The sequence below is a fragment of the Inquilinus ginsengisoli genome (assembly GCF_031453975.1).
GTDB classification, from domain to species: domain Bacteria; phylum Pseudomonadota; class Alphaproteobacteria; order DSM-16000; family Inquilinaceae; genus Inquilinus; species Inquilinus ginsengisoli_A.
In genome coordinates, this window is the sequence record NZ_JAVDPW010000002.1 from 614,112 (window position 1) to 633,150 (window position 19,039).

At 70.4% G+C, this 19,039-nt stretch carries 19 protein-coding genes; 6 read left to right on the top strand and 13 right to left on the bottom strand.

Annotation, left to right across the window (positions count from 1 at the left end; genetic code table 11):
* Positions 1–9: 9 nt before the first annotated feature.
* Entirely contained in the window at positions 10–1,311 is a 1,302-nt protein-coding gene (fahA, locus tag E9232_RS06680; RefSeq protein WP_309792881.1) for a fumarylacetoacetase, read from the bottom strand.
* A 241-nt stretch (positions 1,312–1,552) separates the two neighbouring features.
* Between fahA and E9232_RS06685 the strand changes: the two genes are divergently transcribed.
* Positions 1,553–1,726 (top strand): DUF2218 domain-containing protein, encoded by a 174-nt coding sequence (locus tag E9232_RS06685; RefSeq protein ID WP_309793163.1) that lies wholly within the window; start codon positions 1,553–1,555, stop codon positions 1,724–1,726.
* A 174-nt stretch (positions 1,727–1,900) separates the two neighbouring features.
* On the opposite strand, the gene E9232_RS06690 is transcribed toward E9232_RS06685, so the two are convergent.
* Entirely contained in the window at positions 1,901–3,208 is a 1,308-nt protein-coding gene (locus E9232_RS06690; protein WP_309792883.1) for a hypothetical protein, read from the bottom strand.
* A 174-nt stretch (positions 3,209–3,382) separates the two neighbouring features.
* On the opposite strand from E9232_RS06690, the gene trmFO reads away from it, so the two are divergent.
* Positions 3,383–4,762 (top strand): methylenetetrahydrofolate--tRNA-(uracil(54)-C(5))-methyltransferase (FADH(2)-oxidizing) TrmFO, encoded by a 1,380-nt coding sequence (gene trmFO, locus E9232_RS06695; protein WP_309792885.1) that lies wholly within the window; start codon positions 3,383–3,385, stop codon positions 4,760–4,762.
* A gap of 40 nt (positions 4,763–4,802) precedes the next feature.
* Here trmFO and E9232_RS06700 read toward each other — a convergent pair whose 3' ends face one another.
* Positions 4,803–5,651: a phytoene/squalene synthase family protein gene (locus E9232_RS06700; RefSeq protein ID WP_309792887.1), complete on the bottom strand. Its 849-nt coding sequence runs from the start codon at positions 5,649–5,651 to the stop codon at positions 4,803–4,805.
* A 162-nt stretch (positions 5,652–5,813) separates the two neighbouring features.
* Here E9232_RS06700 and E9232_RS06705 point away from each other — a divergent pair, with 162 nt between their 5' ends.
* Positions 5,814–7,055 (top strand): flavin-dependent oxidoreductase, encoded by a 1,242-nt coding sequence (locus E9232_RS06705; protein WP_309792889.1) that lies wholly within the window; start codon positions 5,814–5,816, stop codon positions 7,053–7,055.
* Here the strand turns inward: E9232_RS06705 and E9232_RS06710 are convergent.
* The 3 genes from E9232_RS06710 to yajC form a co-directional block, all read right to left on the bottom strand.
* Positions 7,030–7,479 (bottom strand): cupin domain-containing protein, encoded by a 450-nt coding sequence (locus tag E9232_RS06710; RefSeq protein ID WP_309792890.1) that lies wholly within the window; start codon positions 7,477–7,479, stop codon positions 7,030–7,032. The genes E9232_RS06705 and E9232_RS06710 overlap by 26 nt on opposite strands.
* Before the next feature lie 78 nt (positions 7,480–7,557).
* Entirely contained in the window at positions 7,558–7,935 is a 378-nt protein-coding gene (locus tag E9232_RS06715; RefSeq protein WP_309792892.1) for an Mth938-like domain-containing protein, read from the bottom strand.
* Positions 7,936–7,955: 20 nt separating this feature from the next.
* On the bottom strand, positions 7,956–8,396 hold the full coding sequence (gene yajC, locus E9232_RS06720) for a preprotein translocase subunit YajC (protein ID WP_309792894.1): 441 nt from the start codon (positions 8,394–8,396) through the stop codon (positions 7,956–7,958).
* 159 nt (positions 8,397–8,555) lie between these two features.
* On the opposite strand from yajC, the gene E9232_RS06725 reads away from it, so the two are divergent.
* Positions 8,556–9,428 (top strand): ATP-binding protein, encoded by an 873-nt coding sequence (locus E9232_RS06725; RefSeq protein WP_309792896.1) that lies wholly within the window; start codon positions 8,556–8,558, stop codon positions 9,426–9,428.
* Between the two features lie 23 nt (positions 9,429–9,451).
* Here E9232_RS06725 and E9232_RS06730 read toward each other — a convergent pair whose 3' ends face one another.
* From E9232_RS06730 to E9232_RS06750, 5 genes are all read right to left on the bottom strand, one after another.
* A complete protein-coding gene (locus E9232_RS06730; protein WP_445351981.1) occupies positions 9,452–10,315 on the bottom strand; it encodes a peptidoglycan DD-metalloendopeptidase family protein in 864 nt (287 codons plus the stop codon).
* Between the two features lie 101 nt (positions 10,316–10,416).
* A complete protein-coding gene (locus E9232_RS06735) occupies positions 10,417–11,088 on the bottom strand; it encodes a protein-L-isoaspartate(D-aspartate) O-methyltransferase (protein WP_309792900.1) in 672 nt (223 codons plus the stop codon).
* 237 nt (positions 11,089–11,325) lie between these two features.
* A complete protein-coding gene (surE, locus tag E9232_RS06740) occupies positions 11,326–12,084 on the bottom strand; it encodes a 5'/3'-nucleotidase SurE (RefSeq protein WP_309792902.1) in 759 nt (252 codons plus the stop codon).
* Positions 12,085–12,086: 2 nt separating this feature from the next.
* The gene (serS, locus tag E9232_RS06745; RefSeq protein WP_309792903.1) at positions 12,087–13,361 is read right to left on the bottom strand and encodes a serine--tRNA ligase; all 1,275 of its coding nucleotides are present in this window, start codon (positions 13,359–13,361) and stop codon (positions 12,087–12,089) included.
* 370 nt (positions 13,362–13,731) lie between these two features.
* Positions 13,732–14,412: a hypothetical protein gene (locus E9232_RS06750; protein ID WP_309792905.1), complete on the bottom strand. Its 681-nt coding sequence runs from the start codon at positions 14,410–14,412 to the stop codon at positions 13,732–13,734.
* Between the two features lie 402 nt (positions 14,413–14,814).
* Here E9232_RS06750 and E9232_RS06755 point away from each other — a divergent pair, with 402 nt between their 5' ends.
* A complete protein-coding gene (locus tag E9232_RS06755) occupies positions 14,815–16,491 on the top strand; it encodes an ABC1 kinase family protein (RefSeq protein ID WP_309792907.1) in 1,677 nt (558 codons plus the stop codon).
* 516 nt (positions 16,492–17,007) lie between these two features.
* Here the strand turns inward: E9232_RS06755 and E9232_RS06760 are convergent.
* The gene (locus E9232_RS06760; RefSeq protein WP_309792910.1) at positions 17,008–17,661 is read right to left on the bottom strand and encodes a sugar O-acetyltransferase; all 654 of its coding nucleotides are present in this window, start codon (positions 17,659–17,661) and stop codon (positions 17,008–17,010) included.
* 46 nt (positions 17,662–17,707) lie between these two features.
* Between E9232_RS06760 and E9232_RS06765 the strand changes: the two genes are divergently transcribed.
* Positions 17,708–18,064 carry a GFA family protein gene (locus E9232_RS06765; protein ID WP_309792912.1) on the top strand — a complete coding sequence of 119 codons (357 nt, stop codon included), beginning with the start codon at positions 17,708–17,710 and terminating at the stop codon, positions 18,062–18,064.
* Between the two features lie 141 nt (positions 18,065–18,205).
* Here the strand turns inward: E9232_RS06765 and tatC are convergent, their stop codons facing one another.
* Entirely contained in the window at positions 18,206–19,039 is an 834-nt protein-coding gene (tatC, locus tag E9232_RS06770; RefSeq protein WP_309792914.1) for a twin-arginine translocase subunit TatC, read from the bottom strand.

Sequence of the window (19,039 nt, forward strand, 5' to 3'; positions counted from 1 at the left end):
GGTTTCGGATCAGGGAACGATGGTGCCGGTGCAGGCGCCGAAGCCGATCGGCACGAAGCCGTCGCGCCGGCACCGGGCGGTGAAGGTGACCTCGTCGCCGTCGGCGAGGAAGCCGCGCTGCTCGCCGTTCGGCAGCGTCACCGGCTCGCGCCCGCCCATGGTCAGCTCCAGCAGGCTGCTGAGCTGCGCCCGGGTCGGGCCGGAGATGGTGCCGGTGCCCAGCAGGTCCCCCGGCAGCAGATTGCAACCGCCGGAGCTGTGATGCGCCACCATCTGCGCCGGCGTCCAGTACAGGTACTGGGCGTTGGAGGTGATGATGACGGTCGGCCCCTGTCCCTCCGCCCGCATCCGGGCGGTGGACAGCCACACCGTCAGCTCGACATCCAGCCCGCCCGCTTCCTGGTCGGCGCCATCAAGCAGATGGTCGAGCGGCGCCGGGTCGCCCTCCGGCCGCACCATGGCCGGCACGCGGAACGGCCGCAGCGCGTCTGATGTGACCACCCAGGGAGAGACCGTGGTGCTGAAGCTCTTGCTCAGGAACGGCCCCAGCGGGACCATCTCCCAGCGCTGGATGTCGCGCGCCGACCAGTCGTTCAGCAGGCAGAAGCCGACGATCCGCTCGCCCGCCTCGGCCACCGGGATCGGGTCGCCGAGGTCGTTGCCGGGGCCGATGTAGAAGCCCATCTCCAGCTCGAGGTCCAGCAACTGCGACGGGCCGAAGCCCGGCCGCCCGTCACCGCCGCTGCGCGGCGCGCGCTGGCCCTGCGGTCGCCGCACCTCGCTGCCGCTGGCGCGGACCGAGGAGGCGCGGCCGTGATAGGCGATCGGCACCCATTTGTAGTTGGACGGCAGCGGATTGTCCGGCGCCAGCAGGGCGCCGGCGGCACGGGCGTGATGGATGCCGGCGAAGAAGTCGGTGTAGTTCCGCACCTCGGTCGGCAGGTGCAGCCGGCAGGCGGCGCCATCGTGCAGCAGTTCGGGCCGCGGCGGCGCCGCCGCGTCGAGCAGCGCCACCACCTGCCGGCGCAGTTCGGTGCGGACAGAGGCCGGCAGCGCGAACAGAGCATTCAGCGCCCCACCCTGCGCGGCCTCGGCGCCCTCGGCCGCGGCGCCGATCAGCAGCCCGGCGGCATGGGCGGCGCCGACATCCAGGATGCTGTCGCCGATGGCGATGCCGAAGCGCGGCGCCCGGCCGGCCGGGCTGAAGACGCCGAAGGGCAGGTTCTGGATCGGGAAATCGGCCCCGTCCCGGTTGGCGGTGGCGACCCAGCTGCGGCGCCGGGGATCGTGCGTCTCGTCACAAGCTGTCATCGCGAAACCTTGTTTGCGCCATCAGAGCACGGCTTGGATGCCGGTGCCCCGGGGATCGGGCCGATGCGGCATCGTGTCCGCCGCATTCGGCCGCAGCGCATCGCCAGCGATAGATCGGGCGGCTGTCGGACCTGATCCGGTTCCTGACTGGCTTCTGCGCCCTGGCCGCAAGGACACGATAGCCGGCGCTATTGGGAACGGCTCGCAGTCGTCCCACCTGTGATCCATCGAAAAGGGCCAGATCACCTTCGAGATGGGCACCGCGCCCCTCGCCGCCCCCCCGGACACGCTGGTCCTGCGCGGCGATTCACCGGATATGGTCGGCCTGACCCGGCTGGAGGGCGTCATGGCCTCCCACCTCGTGCGCTTCGCCCTCCGTGAGGAGCGGAAGATCGACTGGACGTCGGCCGGCTGAGGCCAACGGCGGCCGGACCTCCGCCCTGTTTGTCATGTCACGGCTTGCCCTCGGATCAAGTCCAAGGATGGCATCCAGGGGCGGCCGCAGCGGTCTTCGTGGCCCCTGGATTGCCCGGTCAAGCCGGGCAATGACACCTTATGATGTCAGACTTCGGCCCAAACCAAGCCGCCCTCACTTCCCGCGGCAATCGTCCACATCGGTGCCGGCGGCGCACAGGCCGGTGCCTTTGCCCGGCTCGTCGCAATCACCGTCCTTGGTGAAGGGGCAAGCGGCCGGAGTTGCCGCCCCGGCGCCGCTGCCCTGAGTGCTGTTGCCGGGGGCGGGGCTGCCGCCGGCCGCCGCGCAATCCGCGGTGTCCGTGCCGGCGCTGCACAGCCCGGTGCCCTTGCCCGGCTCGTCGCATTCGCCGTCATGGGCGAACTCACAAGAATCGGCCGGTCCCGACCAGGTCTTCTCGCCGGCCGGAGGGGCGGCCGGCGGAGCCGGCGTGGCTGGGGTCGGGGACACCGCGCCCGCCCGGCAGTCGGTCACGTCGGTGTTCGGGGCGCATAGGCCGGTGCCGCCATCCGGATCGTCGCATTCATGGTCCTTGGCGAACTGGCAGCTGTCGTCACCGCTGGCCGCGGGCGGAGCGGGAACCGCCGGGGTCTGGCCAGCGGGATGCGCCTTGCAGTCGGTCGCGTCGGTGCCCGCGGTGCAGGCGCCCGAGCCGATGCCGGGTTCGTCGCACTCACCGTCCTTGGCGAAGGGGCAGCTGTCGTTGCTGGCGCCCGAGGGCGGCGTCGGCGAGGCCGGCACCGGCAGGTCGCCGCGCTTGGCCTTGCAATCGGTGGTGTCGGTCCCGGCGTTGCAGGCCCCCGAGCCGATGCCCGGCTCGTCGCATTCGCCGTCCCGGGCGAAGGGGCAGCCGTCGGCGGCATCGGGCGGCGGGGCGGATTGCTGCGGCGCGACCGGCGCTGGCGGCTGGGTCGGGACGGCGCCCTGCTTGGCCTTGCAGTCGGTGGTGTCGGTGCCCGCGGCGCAGGCGCCGGAGCCGATCACGGGCTCGTCGCAGTCATGATCCTTGGCGAAGGGGCAGCTGTCGTCGCCCGGCCCGGTGGCCGGGGCTGTCGTCTGGGCCGGCGCAGTCTGCGGAGTCTGGACCGGAACGGGCGGTGCCGCGGCGGCGGCGCAATCCGCCGTGTCGGTGCCGGCGGCGCAGTGGCCGGAGCCCTTGCCCGGCTCGTCGCAGCGATGGTCGAAGGCGAAGCGGCAGGAATTCGCGGGGTCAGCCGCGGCACCCGGCCGGCAATCGGCGCTGTCGGTGCCGGCGGCGCAGGTGCCGTTGGTCTCGTCGCATTCGCCGTCATTGGCGAAGATGCAGGAGTTGTTGGTGCCGGCGGCCGGGGTTTGCTGCGCCGCGGCGGGTGCCGCATGCAGCTGAAGGCCCAGGGCCAGGACCGGCAGCGCCGTCCACAGCCATCCCCGCGTCGAAGCCATGCGATGGTCCCCTTCCCTTCGGCCGCGTCGTTCCGCGCACCGCCATAGATACATGCAGGAGAATGGCATGACAAAGGCGGCCGATCCCTCACCGCGCCCGTTGCCTGGCCCGTTGCCTGAATGGAACGATCGGGCGTATCAATCCGCCCTCCGCAGAAAGATGGTTCCCCGAGCATGACCACCCCCACGCCCGCCCCCGTCCATGTCATCGGCGCCGGCCTCGCCGGCAGCGAGGCGACCTGGCAGCTGGTGTCGGCCGGCGTGCCCGTGGTGCTGCACGAGATGCGGCCAGTGCGCGGCACCGAGGCACACCAGACCGACGGCTTTGCCGAGCTGGTCTGCTCCAACTCCTTCCGCTCCGACGACGCGATGTACAACGCCGTCGGCCTGCTGCATGAGGAGATGCGGCGCTGCGGGTCGCTGATCCTGCGCCATGCCGATGCTCACAAGGTGCCGGCCGGCGGCGCGCTGGCGGTCGACCGCGACGGCTTCTCCGCCGCCGTGACCGCCGAGCTGGCAAGCCACCCGCTGGTGACGGTCGAGCGCGGCGAGGTCGCCGGCCTGCCGCCCGAGGCCTGGGACAGCGTCATCGTCGCCACCGGCCCTCTCACCTCCCCGGCCCTGGCCGAGGCGGTGCGCGGCCTGACCGGCGAGGCCGAACTGGCCTTCTTCGACGCCATCGCCCCGATCATCCACCGCGAATCGATCGACTTCGACACCGCCTGGTTCCAGTCGCGCTACGACAAGCCCGGCCCCGGCGGCACCGGCAAGGACTACATCAACTGCCCGATGTCGAAGGAGGAGTATGAGGCCTTCATCGCCGAGCTGCTGGCAGCGCCCAAGACCGAGTTCAAGGACTGGGAAAAGGACACGCCGTATTTCGACGGCTGCCTGCCGGTCGAGGTGATGGCGGAACGCGGGGCGGAGACGCTGCGCTTCGGCCCGATGAAGCCGGTCGGGCTGACCAACCCGCACAGCGAGCGCCGGCCCTGGGCCGTGGTGCAGCTGCGCCAGGACAACGCGCTGGGCACGCTGTTCAACATGGTCGGCTTCCAGACCAAGATGAAATACGCCGAGCAGGTGCGGGTGTTCCGCATGATCCCGGGCCTGCAGAACGCCGAGTTCGCGCGGCTGGGCGGGCTGCACCGCAACACCTTCCTGAACAGCCCGCGGGTGCTGGACCCGACGCTGCGGCTGAAGGCGCTGCCGCGCCTGCGCTTCGCCGGGCAGATCACCGGCGTCGAAGGCTATGTCGAAAGCGCCGCGATCGGCCTGCTGGCCGGCCGCATGGCCGCGGCGGAGCGGCTGGGCCAGGCCATCGTCCAGCCGCCGGCGACCACCGCGCTGGGCGCCCTGGTCGGCCACATCACCGGCGGCGGCGTAGCCGACACCTTCCAGCCGATGAACGTCAATTTCGGCCTGTTCCCGCCGCCGGAGGTGCCGGAGCGCCAGCCCGGCCAGAAGAAGGTCAAGGGCCGTGACCGCAAGACCCTCTATGCCGAGCGGGCGCTGGCCGATCTCGACCTGTGGCTGGGGCGGCGCGAGGCGGCGTGACCCGCAGGTTGGGTTCGCTTGGCGAACCCAACCCACTCGTTCAGTAGCGCCCGAGAACGGCGCCGCGCACCAGATCGGCCTGGCGCAGCGGCGGCGGCTCCTGCACCAGGGCGGCGAAGACGTTATGGTCGGCCCGGCGCAGCCGGCGCAGATAGCCGTCGGCGAGGCGGGCGGACAGCAGCGCCGGCACCGCCGCCCGCGGCACCCCGCGCCGCAGCGCCCGCGCCTCGGCCAGGCGTGAAGCGGCGGCATCCGCCACCTGCGCCACGGCCCGCTGCAGGCCCTCATGCGGCTTCATCTCGAACAGCAGGCCGCGCTCGACCCCGGCGGCCGCGACGATGTCCTCCGGCAGGTACAGCCGCTTCTGCCGGGCGTGGAACGGGATCGCCCGCATCAGCCCGACCAGGGCCCAGGCGGTGCCGATCTTGACCGCCGCTTCGTGTGCGGCGCCGTCGCGGATGCCCAGCACCTCGAGATGCAGGCGCAGCAGCGGCCCGGCGGTGTCGGCGGCGTAGCGTTCGAGATCGGCCAGCACCGCCGGCGGCTCGTCCTCCAGGTCGCGCTCGCGGGCCTCGATCACGGTCTCGAAATGGCTCCGGCTGAGCTGATGCGCCGCCACCGCGGGCGCCAGCTCGTCCAACACCTCGTGCCGCCGCGGCCGCGCGTCATAGATCTCGCCTATGGCGTCGCGCCACCATTGCAGCCGGATCTGGCCCAGCAGCGGCTGGCTGACCACCTCGCGCGTCTTCGCCACCTCGATGTTGAAGGCGTAGAGCGCGAACAGCGCCGCGCGCCGCGGCGCGGGCGTGAACAGGCAGGTCAGGTAGCGGTCATGGTCGAGCCGGCGAACCTGCTCGCCATTCTGTCCCAGAAGATCTGATGTCGGCATGGCCGCCCCTATATGCCCCGTCGCCGCGCGGACCGCCACCGGTGATGGGCCTGCGGCCGCGGGGCGCTTGCCAGGGAACGCTTCAAGCCTAAACTATCTGCCGGACCACACATCGCGGCGGGCCGGGCCCGCCCCCACCTTCAGGGAAAGGACCGGGGACCGATGAAGGCGATCATCGTCGGCGGCGGCGTCGGCGGGCTGGTGACGGCGCTGATGCTGCAGGCGCGCGGGCTGGACTGCGCGGTGTTCGAGCAGGCGAGCGAGAGCCGCGAGATCGGCGTCGGCATCAACACCCTGCCGCATGCCATCCAGGAGCTCGCCGGGCTGGGGCTGCTCGACCGGCTCGACGCCATCGCCATCCGCACCCGCGAGCTGCTGTACTGCAACCGCTTCGGCCAGGTGATCTGGCGCGAGCCGCGCGGCCTGGACGCCGGCTTCGCCGTGCCGCAGTTCTCGATCCATCGTGGCCGGCTGCATGGCGCCCTGCACCAGGCGGCCCGCGAGCGGCTGGGCGGCGAGATCCATAACGGCCGTCGGCTGGCCGGTTTCGAGCAGGACGAAGACGGGGTCGTCGCCCATTTCGTCGACCGCCACGGCGCTCCGGCAGGATCGGTGCGCGGCGACCTACTGGTCGGCGCCGACGGCATTCATTCCACGGTGCGTGGCGCGCTGTATCCCGGCGAGGGTCCGCCACGCTGGAACGGCATGATGATCTGGCGCGGCGCCAGGGACTGGCCGGCCTATATGGACGGGCGGACCATGATCGTCGCCGGCGGCATGCAGGCGAAGGCCGTGCTGTACCCCATCGCACCGGGCGAGACACCGGAGACGCGGCTGACCAACTGGGCGGTCTGCGTCCGGCTGGGCGACGGCAGCACGCCGCCGCCGCGCCGCGAGGACTGGTCGCGGCCGGGACAGCTGGCCGAGGTGCTGCCCCATGCCGCCCGCTTCGCGCTGCCCGAGGCCGACATCTCGGCGATCGTCGCGGCGACGCCGGAGTTCTGGGAATACCCGATGTGCGACCGCGACCCGCTGCCGCGCTGGCGCCATGGCCGGGTGACGCTGCTGGGCGACGCGGCGCATCCGATGTACCCGGTCGGGTCGAACGGCGCGTCGCAGGCCATCCTCGACGCCCGCGCCCTGGCCGATGCCCTCGCCGAGACCGGGGACGTCGCGGCGGCGCTGGACCGCTACGAGCAGGATCGCCGGCCGAAGACCGCCGAGATCGTCCGCCTCAACCGGGTCGGCGGGCCGGAGGGCGTGATCGATGCCGTCGAGCAGCTGGCGCCCGACGGCTTCAGCGACATCGACGCCGTCCTGCCGCATGACCAGCGCCAGGCGATCGTCCGCGGCTACGCCTCGGTCGCCGGCTTCGTCGCTAAGCCGGCGGCGGCAGGAAGTTGACGTCGTAGCGGGCGGCCAGCGCCACCACCGCCTCGGGCGTCTGCTGCGGCAGGTCGTGGATGGCCTGGAACAGCTCGACCAGCCGGCCGGTCGGCGCCACCCAGAATAGCGACTTGGCGATGGCGCCGCTGTTGTTGAAGATGCCGTGCGGAATGCCCTTGGGCAGGCGCACGAGGTCGCCGACGGCGGCGCTGGCGTCGACGCCGTCGAGCCAGAAGTCGAGCCGGCCCTCGAGGATGTACAGGAACTCGTCCTGCAGCGGATGGATGTGCGGCGGCACGAAGGTGCCGACCCCGAAGGTGGCGTGCCAGGCGAAGCTGTCTACGGAGATCTGCTTGGGCACATAGGTCTGGCCCAGGATCGACCAGGAGATGCCGTCGATCCCGTCCGCGGCCCCGGTGATGCCCGCCGTCATTGGCTTCATGTCACGCCTCCCTGCTGCTGTCTGCTGCTCGCTTCAAGTGTAGACAAGCGGCCGGGTTAAACAACTCCGGGGGCGAAGTCAGACCGGGATCAGCGCCGCGGCGACGCGCCGGCCTTCCGAGATCAGGACGTTGAAGGTGCGGCAGGCGGCGCCGGTGTCCATCGCGTCCATGCCGATCCCGGCTTCGCGGATCTGCCGCCGCAGCGCCGAGGGCAGCAGCACCATGCGCGGGCCGCAGCCGATCAGCAGCACCTCGACCGGCGGGTCGATCCGCCGCACCGGGTCGAGATGGGCCAGCGTGAGGTCCTCGATCCGCTCGGGCGACCAGGGCTCCTGGCTCTCGGGCCACACCAGCATCGGGCCGTGGAACAGCCCGCCGGAAATGCGGAAGCCGCCGGCCGGATAGCCGTCGATCATCCGCCGCCCGGGCGGGATGACGGAGGAGATCTCGACCATCCCGCTCCGCCCCGCTCAGATCACTTGCGCGACAGGAAGCGGCCGAACCCCTTCGGCTTCTCGGCCTCGACCGGCGCGTTGGCGGCCGGCGGCGTGCTGTCGTCATCCGCATCCGTGCTCTTGGACCCGCCGTTCTTCGCCGGCTCGGTGCGGGCCAGGATGGTGGTGACGGTGCTGCGGATCACCTTGACCCGGACATTCTCGGCGATCTCGACGGTCAGCTCGTCGTCGGCGACCTTTGTCACCAAGCCCACGATGCCGCCGCCGGTGACGACACGGTCGCCGCGGCGCACGGAGCCGAGCATGTCGCGATGCTCCTTCGCCCGCTTCTGCTGCGGCCGGATGAGCAGGAAGTAGAACACCACGAAGATGAGGACGAGCGGCGCAAACTGCACAAGCATGCCGGCGCCGCCGGATGCACCGGCCCCAGCCGCCTGGGCATAGGCCTCGGAAATCAACATCACTCGCTCCACCTTTATAGACGCGCGCGACTATAGCGGCCAGGGCTACGGTTGCAACGGAATCCGGTCTCCACGGCTGCGGCAATCATGTCCGGCGGGATTGATCTCGGCGGGACCGATCGATAGCGTCGGCAGGCCCGGAGCGAAGGAGTATGACCGTTGGCCGACCTCGATGCGACCTATCTGCATCACCTGACCCGCATCGCCGAGGCGCTGGAGCGGCTGTCGCCGCCGGTCCCGGCGCCGACCGACCTGGCCAGCGCCGACGCCTTCACCTGGGACGCCGACCGGCACCGGCTGCAGCCGGTGCCGGCGGTCAGCCGGGTCGAGCTGCGCCTGCTGCAGGGCATCATGCTGCAGCGCGACCAGCTGCTGGAGAACACCCGCCGCTTCGCCCGCGGGCTGCCGGCCAACAACGCCCTGCTGTGGGGATCCCGCGGCATGGGCAAGAGCTCGCTGGTCAAGTCGGTGCATGCGGCGGTGAACGGCGAGGCCGGCGGCATCCTGGCGCTGGTCGAGATCCATCGCGAGGACATCGGCTCGCTGCCCCGGCTGCTGCAGCTGCTGCGCGCCTCCACCCGCCGCTTCATCCTGTTCTGCGACGACCTGTCCTTCGACGGCCAGGACGCCAGCTACAAGTCGCTGAAGGCGATCCTGGAGGGCGGCATCGAGGGCCGGCCGGAGAATGTGGTGTTCTACGCCACCTCGAACCGCCGCCATATCCTGGCGCGCGAGATGATCGAGAACGAGCGGTCGACCGCGATCATCGCCGGCGAGGCGGTGGAGGAGAAGGTGTCGCTGTCCGACCGCTTCGGCCTGTGGCTCGGCTTCCACGGCTGCAACCAGGACACCTATCTCGAGATGGTGCAGGGCTACGCCGCCGCCTTCGGCCTTGAGGTCGACCCGGACACGATGCGGGCCGAGGCGCTGGAGTGGACCATCACCCGCGGCTCGCGCTCCGGCCGCGTCGCCTGGCAGTACATCCAGGACCTCGCCGGCCGGCTGGGCCAGAGGCTGGACGCCGCCGGATAGGCGGGGGCGACCAGCCACTCGGCTCAGCCCGGCGGCAGGTACTTGGTGGGGTCGACCGGCGAGCTGTTCTTGCGCACCTCGAAATGCAGCTGCGGCTGGTCGACCGCGCCGGTCTGGCCGACCGTGCCGATGGTCTGGCCCGCCGAAACGGAATCGCCCTTTTTCACCGACAGCGACGCGGCATGGGCATAGGCGGTGACCAGCCCGTCGCCATGCTGGATCAGCACCAGGTTGCCGTAGCCGCGCAGCTCGTTGCCGGCATAGGCCACGGTGCCGGCGCCGGCCGCCTTGATCGGGGTGCCGGCGGCGGCGGCGATGTTGATGCCCTGGTTCGGCTTGCCGGCGAGCGGCGCGTTGTAGCCGGCGATCAGCGAGCCGTGGACCGGCCAGGCGAAATGGCTGGCCGCGCTGGCGGTGCGCGCCGGGGGCTGGGTCACCGCCGGCGCCGCCACCACGGGCGGCGTCACGACGGCGGGGCTGGCCGGCTTGGGCACGATCGACAGCGGCCCGGTCGGCGTCGGGGTGGCGACACCCGGCACGGCGGGCGGCACGGTGCCGGGCACCGGCGGCGGGACCACGCCCGGCTGCACCGGCGCCGCGGCGCCGCCCGGCGGCGGCAGGCGCTGGACCGAAAGGCCGTTGGCGCCGGGCGTCACCGTCGCGGTGCCCAGCGGGGTGCCACCCATCGGCGTGATCGAGGTCGGCCCGGTGGCGGTGATGCCGCCGGAATTGGGCAGCGTGATGGTCGGCGCCGCCCCCGGCAGGGCGCCGGGCGCACCGGGCAGGCGCAGCGTCTGGCCGGTCTGCAGGGCGTAGGGCGGCTGCAGCCCGTTCAGCGCGATCAGCTGCGGCATCGACACGTCGTAGCGGCGGACGATCGACAGCACGTCGTCGCCCGGCTGGACCTGGGCGGTCGCCGGGCGCTGCGCCAGGTCATCCGCGCTGGGCGGCGCGTTGCAGGCCGAGAGGCCCGCTACCGCGAGGCCCGTCAGTAGGATTGACCGGAACCGCCATCCTCCCCGTCGGGAAGGTCCGGCAGCAACGGCACGAAGCGAACTGGCCACAGATCCTCCCGCTCCAACCCGGTCTCGGTGCGCGTGAAGCGGACCAAGCGCTGGTTCCGCTTCTCGTCACCCATGGGAATCACGATTATACCACCGATCGCGAGCTGGTCCGTCAGCGCGTGGGGCGGCAGGTCGCCGCGATGGGCGGCGGTCACGATGATGCGCTCGAACGGGGCCTGTTCCGGCCAGCCCTTCATGCCGTCGCCCCAGCGCGCGGTGATGTTGCTGATGCGCATGCTCGCGATCCGCCCCAGCGCCAGGTCGAGCAGCGGCTTGTGCCGCTCGATGGTGTAGAGGCGGCGGCAGATCCGGGCCAGCACCGCGGCCTGGTAGCCGGAGCCGGTGCCGATCTCCAACACCTTGTGCCGGTCGGTGACCGCCAGCGCCTGGGTCATCAGCCCGACCACCATGGGCTGGCTGATGGTCTGGCCATGGCCGATCGGCAGGGCGATGTCCTCATAGGCCTGGTCGAGGAAGGCGTCGGGCACGAACGCCTCGCGCGGCACCCGCTCGATGGCGCCGAGCACGCGATGGTCCGAGATCCCCGACCGGCGCAGGGTCATCAAGAGCCGGATCAGCCGCGGCTCGGCGATCATGGACGGGATCCGGTCCAGGAGGACCGCTCCATGTCCTTGTCCCCCCTCCCCTTGCGGGAGGGGGTCAGGGGGAGGGGTCTGCGCGCGTCCGCGCGCGAATGGGCTGTCGCATCGGCAGGATTTCGGTCGAGCGCCGGCTGGGGCGGAGAGAACCCCCTCCCCCTACCCCCCTCCCGCGGGGGGAGGGGGGACTCGGTGTTTTCGGCCAAACGGAGCCAAGCCATGCGGCAGCCGCCCCTACTGAGCGAACGCGCCGCGGAGAGACTGGATCGCCGCGGCGTGGTTGAGGTCGAGATGCAGCGGCGTCACCGTGATGTGGCCCTCGCGCAGGGCGGCCACGTCGGTCTCGTCGCCCTGCACCGCCTCCTCGGTCCGGCTGGTGCCGATCCAGAAATAGGTGCGGCCGCGCGGGTCGATGCGCTCCTCCAGCACGTCGCCGATCTTGCGGATGCCGTGCGGCACCACGGCGACGCCCTTGACCGCGTCCGGGTCCACCGCCGGGAAGTTGATGTTGACCAGCACATGCTTGGGCCAGGTCGCGGCGATCGCCTTGCGCGCGACCTCGGCGCCCCATTTCGCCGCCGTCTCCCAGTCCGGCCGCCTTCCGTCGGCGAATTGCTGGCTGAAGGCGATGGCGCGGATGCCCAGCAGCGTCGCCTCCATCGCCGCGGCGATGGTGCCGGAATAGGTCACGTCCTCGGCGATGTTGCGGCCGTGGTTGACGCCCGACATCACCAGGTCCGGCCGCTTGTCCTTCATCACCTTGTTGACCGCCAGCAGCACGCAGTCGGTCGGCGTGCCGTCGACCGCGAAGCGCTTCTCCTCGATCTGCCGCAGCCGCAGCGGCCGGTGGATGGTCAGGGAATGGCTGACGGCGGACTGCTCGGTCTCCGGCGCGCAGACCCAGACGTCGTCGGTCAGCTCCCGCGCGATCTTTTCGAGCACCGAGAAGCCGGTGGAGTTGATGCCGTCGTCATTGGCCAGGAGGATGCGCATCGTCAGCCCTTCGCTTCCAGGATCTCGAGCCCGCCCATATAGGGGCGCAGCACCTCCGGCACCTCGACCGAGCCATCCTGGCGCTGATAGGTCTCCAGCACCGCGACCAGGGCCCGGCCGACCGCCACGCCCGACCCGTTCAGCGTGTGCAGGAACCGCGTCCCCTTCTCTCCCGCCGCCTTGAACCGGGCCTGCATCCGCCGGGCCTGGAACTCGCCGGTGTTCGAGCAGGACGAGATCTCGCGATAGCGCCCCTGCCCCGGCAGCCAGACCTCGATGTCGTAGGTCTTGCGGGCGGTGAAGCCCATGTCGCCGGAGCATAGCACGATGGTGCGGAACGCCAGGCCGAGGCGCTTCAGCACGGTCTCGGCGCAGTCGGTCATGCGCTCATGCTCCAGCGCCGACTGCTCCGGCGTGGTGATGCTGACCAGCTCGACCTTGCTGAACTGGTGCTGGCGGATCATGCCGCGGGTGTCGCGCCCGGCCGACCCGGCCTCGGAGCGGAAGCTCGGGGTCAGCGCGGTGAAGCGCAGCGGCAGGGTCTCCTGCTCCAGGATCTCGCCGGCCACCAGGTTGGTCAGCGGCACCTCGGCGGTCGGGATCAGCCAGTGGCCGCTGGTGGTGCGGAACAGGTCCTCGGCGAATTTGGGCAGCTGGCCGGTGCCGAACACCGCCTCATCGCGCACCATCAGCGGCGGCGCGATCTCGGTGTAGCCGTGTTCGGTGGTGTGCAGGTCGATCATGAACTGGCCGATGGCGCGTTCCAGCCGGGCCAGCGGCCCGCGCAGCACCACGAACCTGGCGCCGGACAGCTTGGCCGCGGCGGCGAAATCCATCAGCCCCATGCCCTCGCCGAGGTCGACATGGTCGCGGGCCGAGTTCAGCCGGCGCGGCTCGCCGGTGCGCCGGATCTCGACATTGGCGCTCTCGTCCGGCCCGTCGGGCACATCGTCGTCGGGGATGTTCGGCAGCACGGCCAGGCGCTCGGCCAGCGCCGCCTCGGCGTCGCGGTCGGCCTGCTCCAGCTCGCCCATCCGGGTCTTGATCGACGCGACCTCGTCGATCAGCGCCTGGGCGTCGCCGCCCTTCTGCTTGACCCCGCCGATCTCCTTCGACGCCACGTTGCGTCGGGTCTGCAGCGTCTGCAGCTCGGTGGTGATCTGGCGGCGGCGTTCGTCCAGCGACAGCAGTTCGGCGGCGACCGGCGACAGACCCCGCCGAGCCATTCCCTTGTCGAAGGCCTCGGGATGCTCTCGGATGAATCGGATGTCGTGCATCGCGCGCTCGATCTGCAGGGTCGGGAATCGTGGGCTGTTTATAGGAGGTGGGCCGCCAGGACGCAAACGGCCTGGGCCCCGGAGCCGAGCGATTCCGCCGGCCCGCGTCACCTCTCCCGCTTGCGGGAGAGGTCGGGTTCGCGCAGCGAGACCGGGTGAGGGCGGGCACCGGCGGAGGGAAAGAGCCCTCACCGCCCGTGAGGCTTTTCCACATTCCTAACCCCGTCATTGCGAGCGCAGCGAAGCAATCCATCGGGCCGTTTGGGCGGGCCCATGGATGGATTCGTCGGCTTCGCCTCCTCGCAATGACGGAGAACGGGCGGAAGAGGCGACAGTCCCGGTGGGAATCGGAAGCGAATCCACCACCGCCTCAACTGCTGTTCGGCGGCTTGCGGGCTGGTCGGCCGGCCTCTTCCGCATCTGCGGAGGGCTCGGGCGCTTCGGGGGGCGGATCGGTGAGCGGCTCGTCCAGCGGCTCGGCCGCCTCGGCTTCGACGACGACGTCGTCCCAGCCCTGCGGCAGCCGACCGGGCTCGCGGCCGAGGCGGCGGCAAATGCGCCGCACGATCTCGTCGATCGGCAGGGTGTCGAGCTCGACGTCCAGGACCTCGGTCTCGGTCAGGCTCTCCCGCGGTTCGGCGACCGGGCGCTCGGCGCCCTTGGAACCATCCCCGGCCGGCCGCTCCGGCCCCAACGCCTCGGCCACGGCGCGGGCGACCTGCGCCCGCCGCCGCTGCCGGCGCTCCTGGATCTCGACGGCGGCTTTCTCCGCCGCGTCCTTGCGGGTCCGGTAGGCCTCGCGGATGCGCTCGGTCATGGCGATGGTCAGGCGCACGGCGCGGGCGATGCGGGCCTGCGCCAGCGCGAAGTCGATCACGGGCGGCTCGAACCGGTTCCCGGCCACGATGTGCTGGCCCTCGAGCCGGCGGGCGGTGCGCATGTCGATGTCGACCAGTTCGCGCAGGGTGCCCAGCGCCCACACCGTCCACTCGCGGTCGGGGTCGACCGGCGGGGTCTCGGCAGGGGCGGCGTCGATCGGCGCGTTGTCCATGGAACATATCATGAACATTTGAGACCGCTTGCGCAATGAACAAAGTGTTTACGGCCGGCGGCGACGCGGCCTCTCCTCCATCGTCATTGCGAGGAGGCGAAGCAATCCATGCCAGGCGGCGCCATTCCCCCAATGTGTCATGCCACGGCTTGACCGTGGCATCCAGGGGCGGCCAAAGCGGCTCTCGGTGGCCCCTGGATTGCCCGGTCAAGCCGGGCAATGACATTAAAAGTTGAAGCCTGCGCCCCATACCTCGCGGTAACGGTGGTGGGCTGGCGAGGCCGCCCCTCCCCCCGCCGCGGCCATTCGCGGCTGGCCTGGGAACCTTGTCCCGGCTACGACGGTTCCGGTGCGTCTTCGATCCACGGCCGGCCCGGCCGCACGCCCAACCGAGGCATGACCATGCAGGTGTTCCCGACCGCCTTCGTCGTGGCCCGCGACCTGAAGCGGCTGCAGCAGATCGTCACCATCCTGCTGCGCTTCGGCTTCGGCGACCTGGTGCGGCGGCTGGGCCTGCACCGGCTGCTGAAGCAGGCCGGGCTGGCGGCGGAGCCCGCCGCCGGGTCGGCCGCGTCGGAGGAGGAGAGCCCGGCCCGGCTGCGCCTGGCGATCGAGGCGCTGGGGCCGACCTTCATCAAGCTCGGCCAGATCCTGGCAACGCGCAGCGACCTGCTGGCGCCGGAGTGGATCGCCGAGCTGGAGAAGCTGCACAGCCGGGTCCCGCCCCTGCCCTACGAGGCGCTGGCGCCGCTGGTCGAGGCTGCGCTGGGCGGCGCGCCCGACACCCTCTTCGCCCGCTTCGACCGGGCGCCGCTGGCCTCGGGCTCGATCGCCCAGGTCCATCGCGCCGCACTGCTGGATGGCACCGAGGTGGTGGTGAAGATCCGCCGCCCCGGCCTGCGGCCGATGGTGGAGGCCGATCTGCGCCTGCTGGCCCATGCCACCAAGCTGGCGGAATCCGAGCTGCCGGAGCTGCGGCGCTATCGCCCCGAGGCGATCACCCGCCACCTCGCCACCGCCATCGGCGAGGAGCTGGACCTGGCCAATGAGGGCCGCAACGCCGAGCAGATCGCCGGCCAGTTCGAGGACCGGCCGGACATCGTGATCCCGGGCATCCACTGGGACTGGACCAGCGAGGAGGTGCTGGTGCAGGACTTCGTCGACGGCATCCCGCCCAGCGACGAGCCGGCGCTGGCCGCTGCCGGGCTGGACCGCCGGCGGCTGGCGGCGCGCAGTTCGAACGCCTTCCTGCAGATGATGCTGATCGACGGCGTGTTCCACGCCGACCCGCATCCCGGCAACGTGCTGTGCCTGGCGGATGACCGCATCGCCTATCTCGATTTCGGCACGGTCGGCCGGCTGTCGGCGCGGCGGCGCGACCAGCTGGTGACGCTGATGGCGGCGATCGTCGGCGGCAGCGCCGCTGGCCTGCGCGAGGTGCTGCTGGACTGGGCGGGGCAGCCGGACGTCGACGCCCGGCCGCTGGAGGAGGCCGCCGAGGCCTTCCTGGCCAAGCACACCCGCGGCGCGCTGGGCCAGCTGAAGCTGGGCCTGGCGCTGGCCGATTTCGTGGCCCTGATGCGCGACCACGATTTGGCCCTGCCGCCCGACCTCGCTTTGGTGTTGAAGGCGCTGATGACCGCCGAGGGCGTGGTGCGCCGGCTGGACCCGGATTTCGACGTGGTGCGCGAGGTCGAGCCGGTGGTGCGGCGCGCCCTGACCGCGCGCTACGCCCCGGACGCCCTGCTGCAGCGCGCCGGCACCGCGTTCCTGGAGCTGCACGCGCTGGCCGGCGACGTGCCGGGCATCCTGCGCCGGGTGCTGCGGCGGCTGGAGAAGGGCAGCATCAAGGCCCAGATCGAGATCGGCCGGATCGACCGCTTCGGCCGCAGCATCGAGCGCGGGGCGACGCGGATCGCCATCGCCATCGTCACCGCGGCCTTTGTGGTCGGGCTGGCGCCGATCCTGGCCGATGCCGGGCCGCGCCTGCTCGGCATCCCGGTCTTCGCCCTGCTGGGCGGCCTGATCGTCCTGGCCGGCATCGCCTGGCTGGTGCTGAGCGGCCGGCGGCGGGGCTAGGCGGACGGCGTGGAAAGGTCAGATCAGGCTGTCGTCATCATCGGTCGGGTTCGAGCCGAAGCGGTCACTGTGAGGAGTCTCGGCTAGGGCGTTTAACTATGGTTGACGGCATACCAGATGAAAACAGTGTAGGCACTGCCCAACGACAAAGCATAAATCGTTGCCCTAACGAAAGCCTGAAGCTTCCAGTCTACGAATAGCTTTACCATAAGAAATAACAGCGGATAAATTTGAGGGGCAACGAAAAGGAGCCTTGCTGCGATATGCCTTACCTCGGCCGTATCGTTTGGCCAACTCACTGAAACTGAATTAAAGCCACCCACTTCAAAATATATGAAGAACCAAATATATATCATTGAATGGAGAAATAAAAACATCGCAACCGATGGTTCTATTTCACTTTCATCGGGCGTTTGATCCATGATTACCGAATCCACTTTGCCTTCTTATAGCAATGGTAGAGTGCCTGAACACCCCATGACAAGGTCCGCAAACCGCCCCCCTGCGGCCCTGTCCTCACTCGGCGATCGAGCGAATGACCCGCGCCGGATTGCCTCCGACCAGGCTGTTCGGGGGCACGTCCCGGGTGACCACCGAACCCGCCGCGACGACCGCGTTCTCCCCGATCGTCACCCCGCCGATGACGATCGCGCCGGCCGCGATCCAGACATTCCTACCGATTACGATCGGCTTCGCGACCACGCTGGCGCGCCGTTGGGACGGTTCGATCGGGTGGCCGGAGGTGATGAGGCTGACATTCGGCCCGATCATCACATCGTCGCCGATGTCGAGCCCGCCGAGGTCGTAGAAGGTGCAGTTCTGATTGACGAAGACATTGCGCCCGACACGGGTGTCCAGGCCGCCGGTGGCATAGAATGGCGGGATCAGCATAAAGCCGTCATCCACCGTCCTGCCGATGAGATCGCTGAACAGGGCCCGGACCTGATCGGCGTCGCTGAAGGCCAGGCGGTTGAGGGCGGCGGTGATCGCCATCGCCCGCTTGACCTCCGCCGTCATCGCCGTCGATTCCGGGGTTCGCCGCGGAATGATCCTGGCGCGATCGTCATTCACCATGCGTTGTCGTCCTTCCGGCGCGCCGAGAGTCGCGGAGTATAGCCATAGGGTGGAAGGGTCGGAATCGGCCCCTTGCGGACGCTTGAAATCCGCCACACCGTCTCCGGATCAGGGCTGCGAGGCCTGCTCAGGGAGGACGCCCATGATCGAAGCCTCATGCCACTGCGGCGCCGTCCGCCTGGAGATCGATGCCGCCCCGGCCGAGGTGACGGATTGCAACTGCTCGATCTGCCGGCGCTATGGCGTCCTGTGGGCCTATTACGCGCCGAGGCAGGTCCGCCGCATGCCGGGCGGCAGGACCGACATCTACATGTGGGACGACCGGTCGCTGGAGTTCCACCGCTGCGCCGTCTGCGGCTGCGTCACCCATTGGGCCGCGGTCGACCCGGCCCGCGACAGGATGGGCGTCAACGCCCGGCTGATGGACCCGGCGGTGCTGGCCCGCGCCCGGCTGCGGCGCCTGGATGGCGCGGTCACCGAGCGCTACGTCGACGAGTGATGCGAGGCTCCCCGGCCTTCTCTCTTTAGTCATTGCCCGGCTTGACCGGGCAATCCAGGGGCCACCGGGAGCCGCTCTAGCCGCCCCTGGATGCCACGGTCAAGCCGTGGAATGACAATAAGGAGGGTAGGCGCCGCGCCCCTAAGCCGGCGTCTCCGGGTCGTCGGCGCGGGCGTCTTCGGCGTCGGCTTCGGCCTGGCGCTTGGCGCGGGTGCGCTCGATCCGGCCGCCGATGAAGATCGCGATCTCGTAGAGCAGCAGCATCGGCACCGCGAGGCTGATCTGGCTGATCGCGTCCGGCGGGGTCAGGACCGCGGCGACGATGAAGACGATGACGATGGCGTAGCGGCGCTTGGCCTTCAGCGTGGCGACGCTGAGGATGCCGACGCGCACCAGCAGCGTCAGCAGCACCGGCAGCTGGAAGGCGATGCCGAAGGCCAGCAAGAGCCGCATGACGATGTCGAGATATTCCCCGACCCGGCCCTCGAACCGGATGTCCAGGCCGCCATCGGGCTGGGCGCCCAGGATCTGGAAGGACAGGAAGAACTTCCAGGCCAGCGGGAAGACGAGGTAGTACACCACTACCCCGCCCAGCACGAACATCACCGGGCTGAACAGCAGGAACGGCAGGAACGCGTTGCGCTCGTTGCGGTACAGCCCCGGCGCGATGAACAGCCACAGCTGGCTGGCGATGATCGGGAAGGCCAGGCAGATGCCGCCCCACAGGCCGATCTTGATGTAGGTAAAGAACACCTCGGTCAGGCCGGTGTACTGCAGCGACCGGGCGGACCCCGGCGGCAGCGCGTTGGCCAGCGGCTGGGTCAGGAAGATGTAGATCGTGTCGGCAAAGTGGTAGCACACCAGGAAGCCGACCAGCGTGGACACCACCGCGTAGATCAGCCGGGTGCGCAGCTCCAGCAGATGGTCCATCAAGGGCATCTGCTTGTCTTCGATCTCCTTGTCGGACGTCGCCAT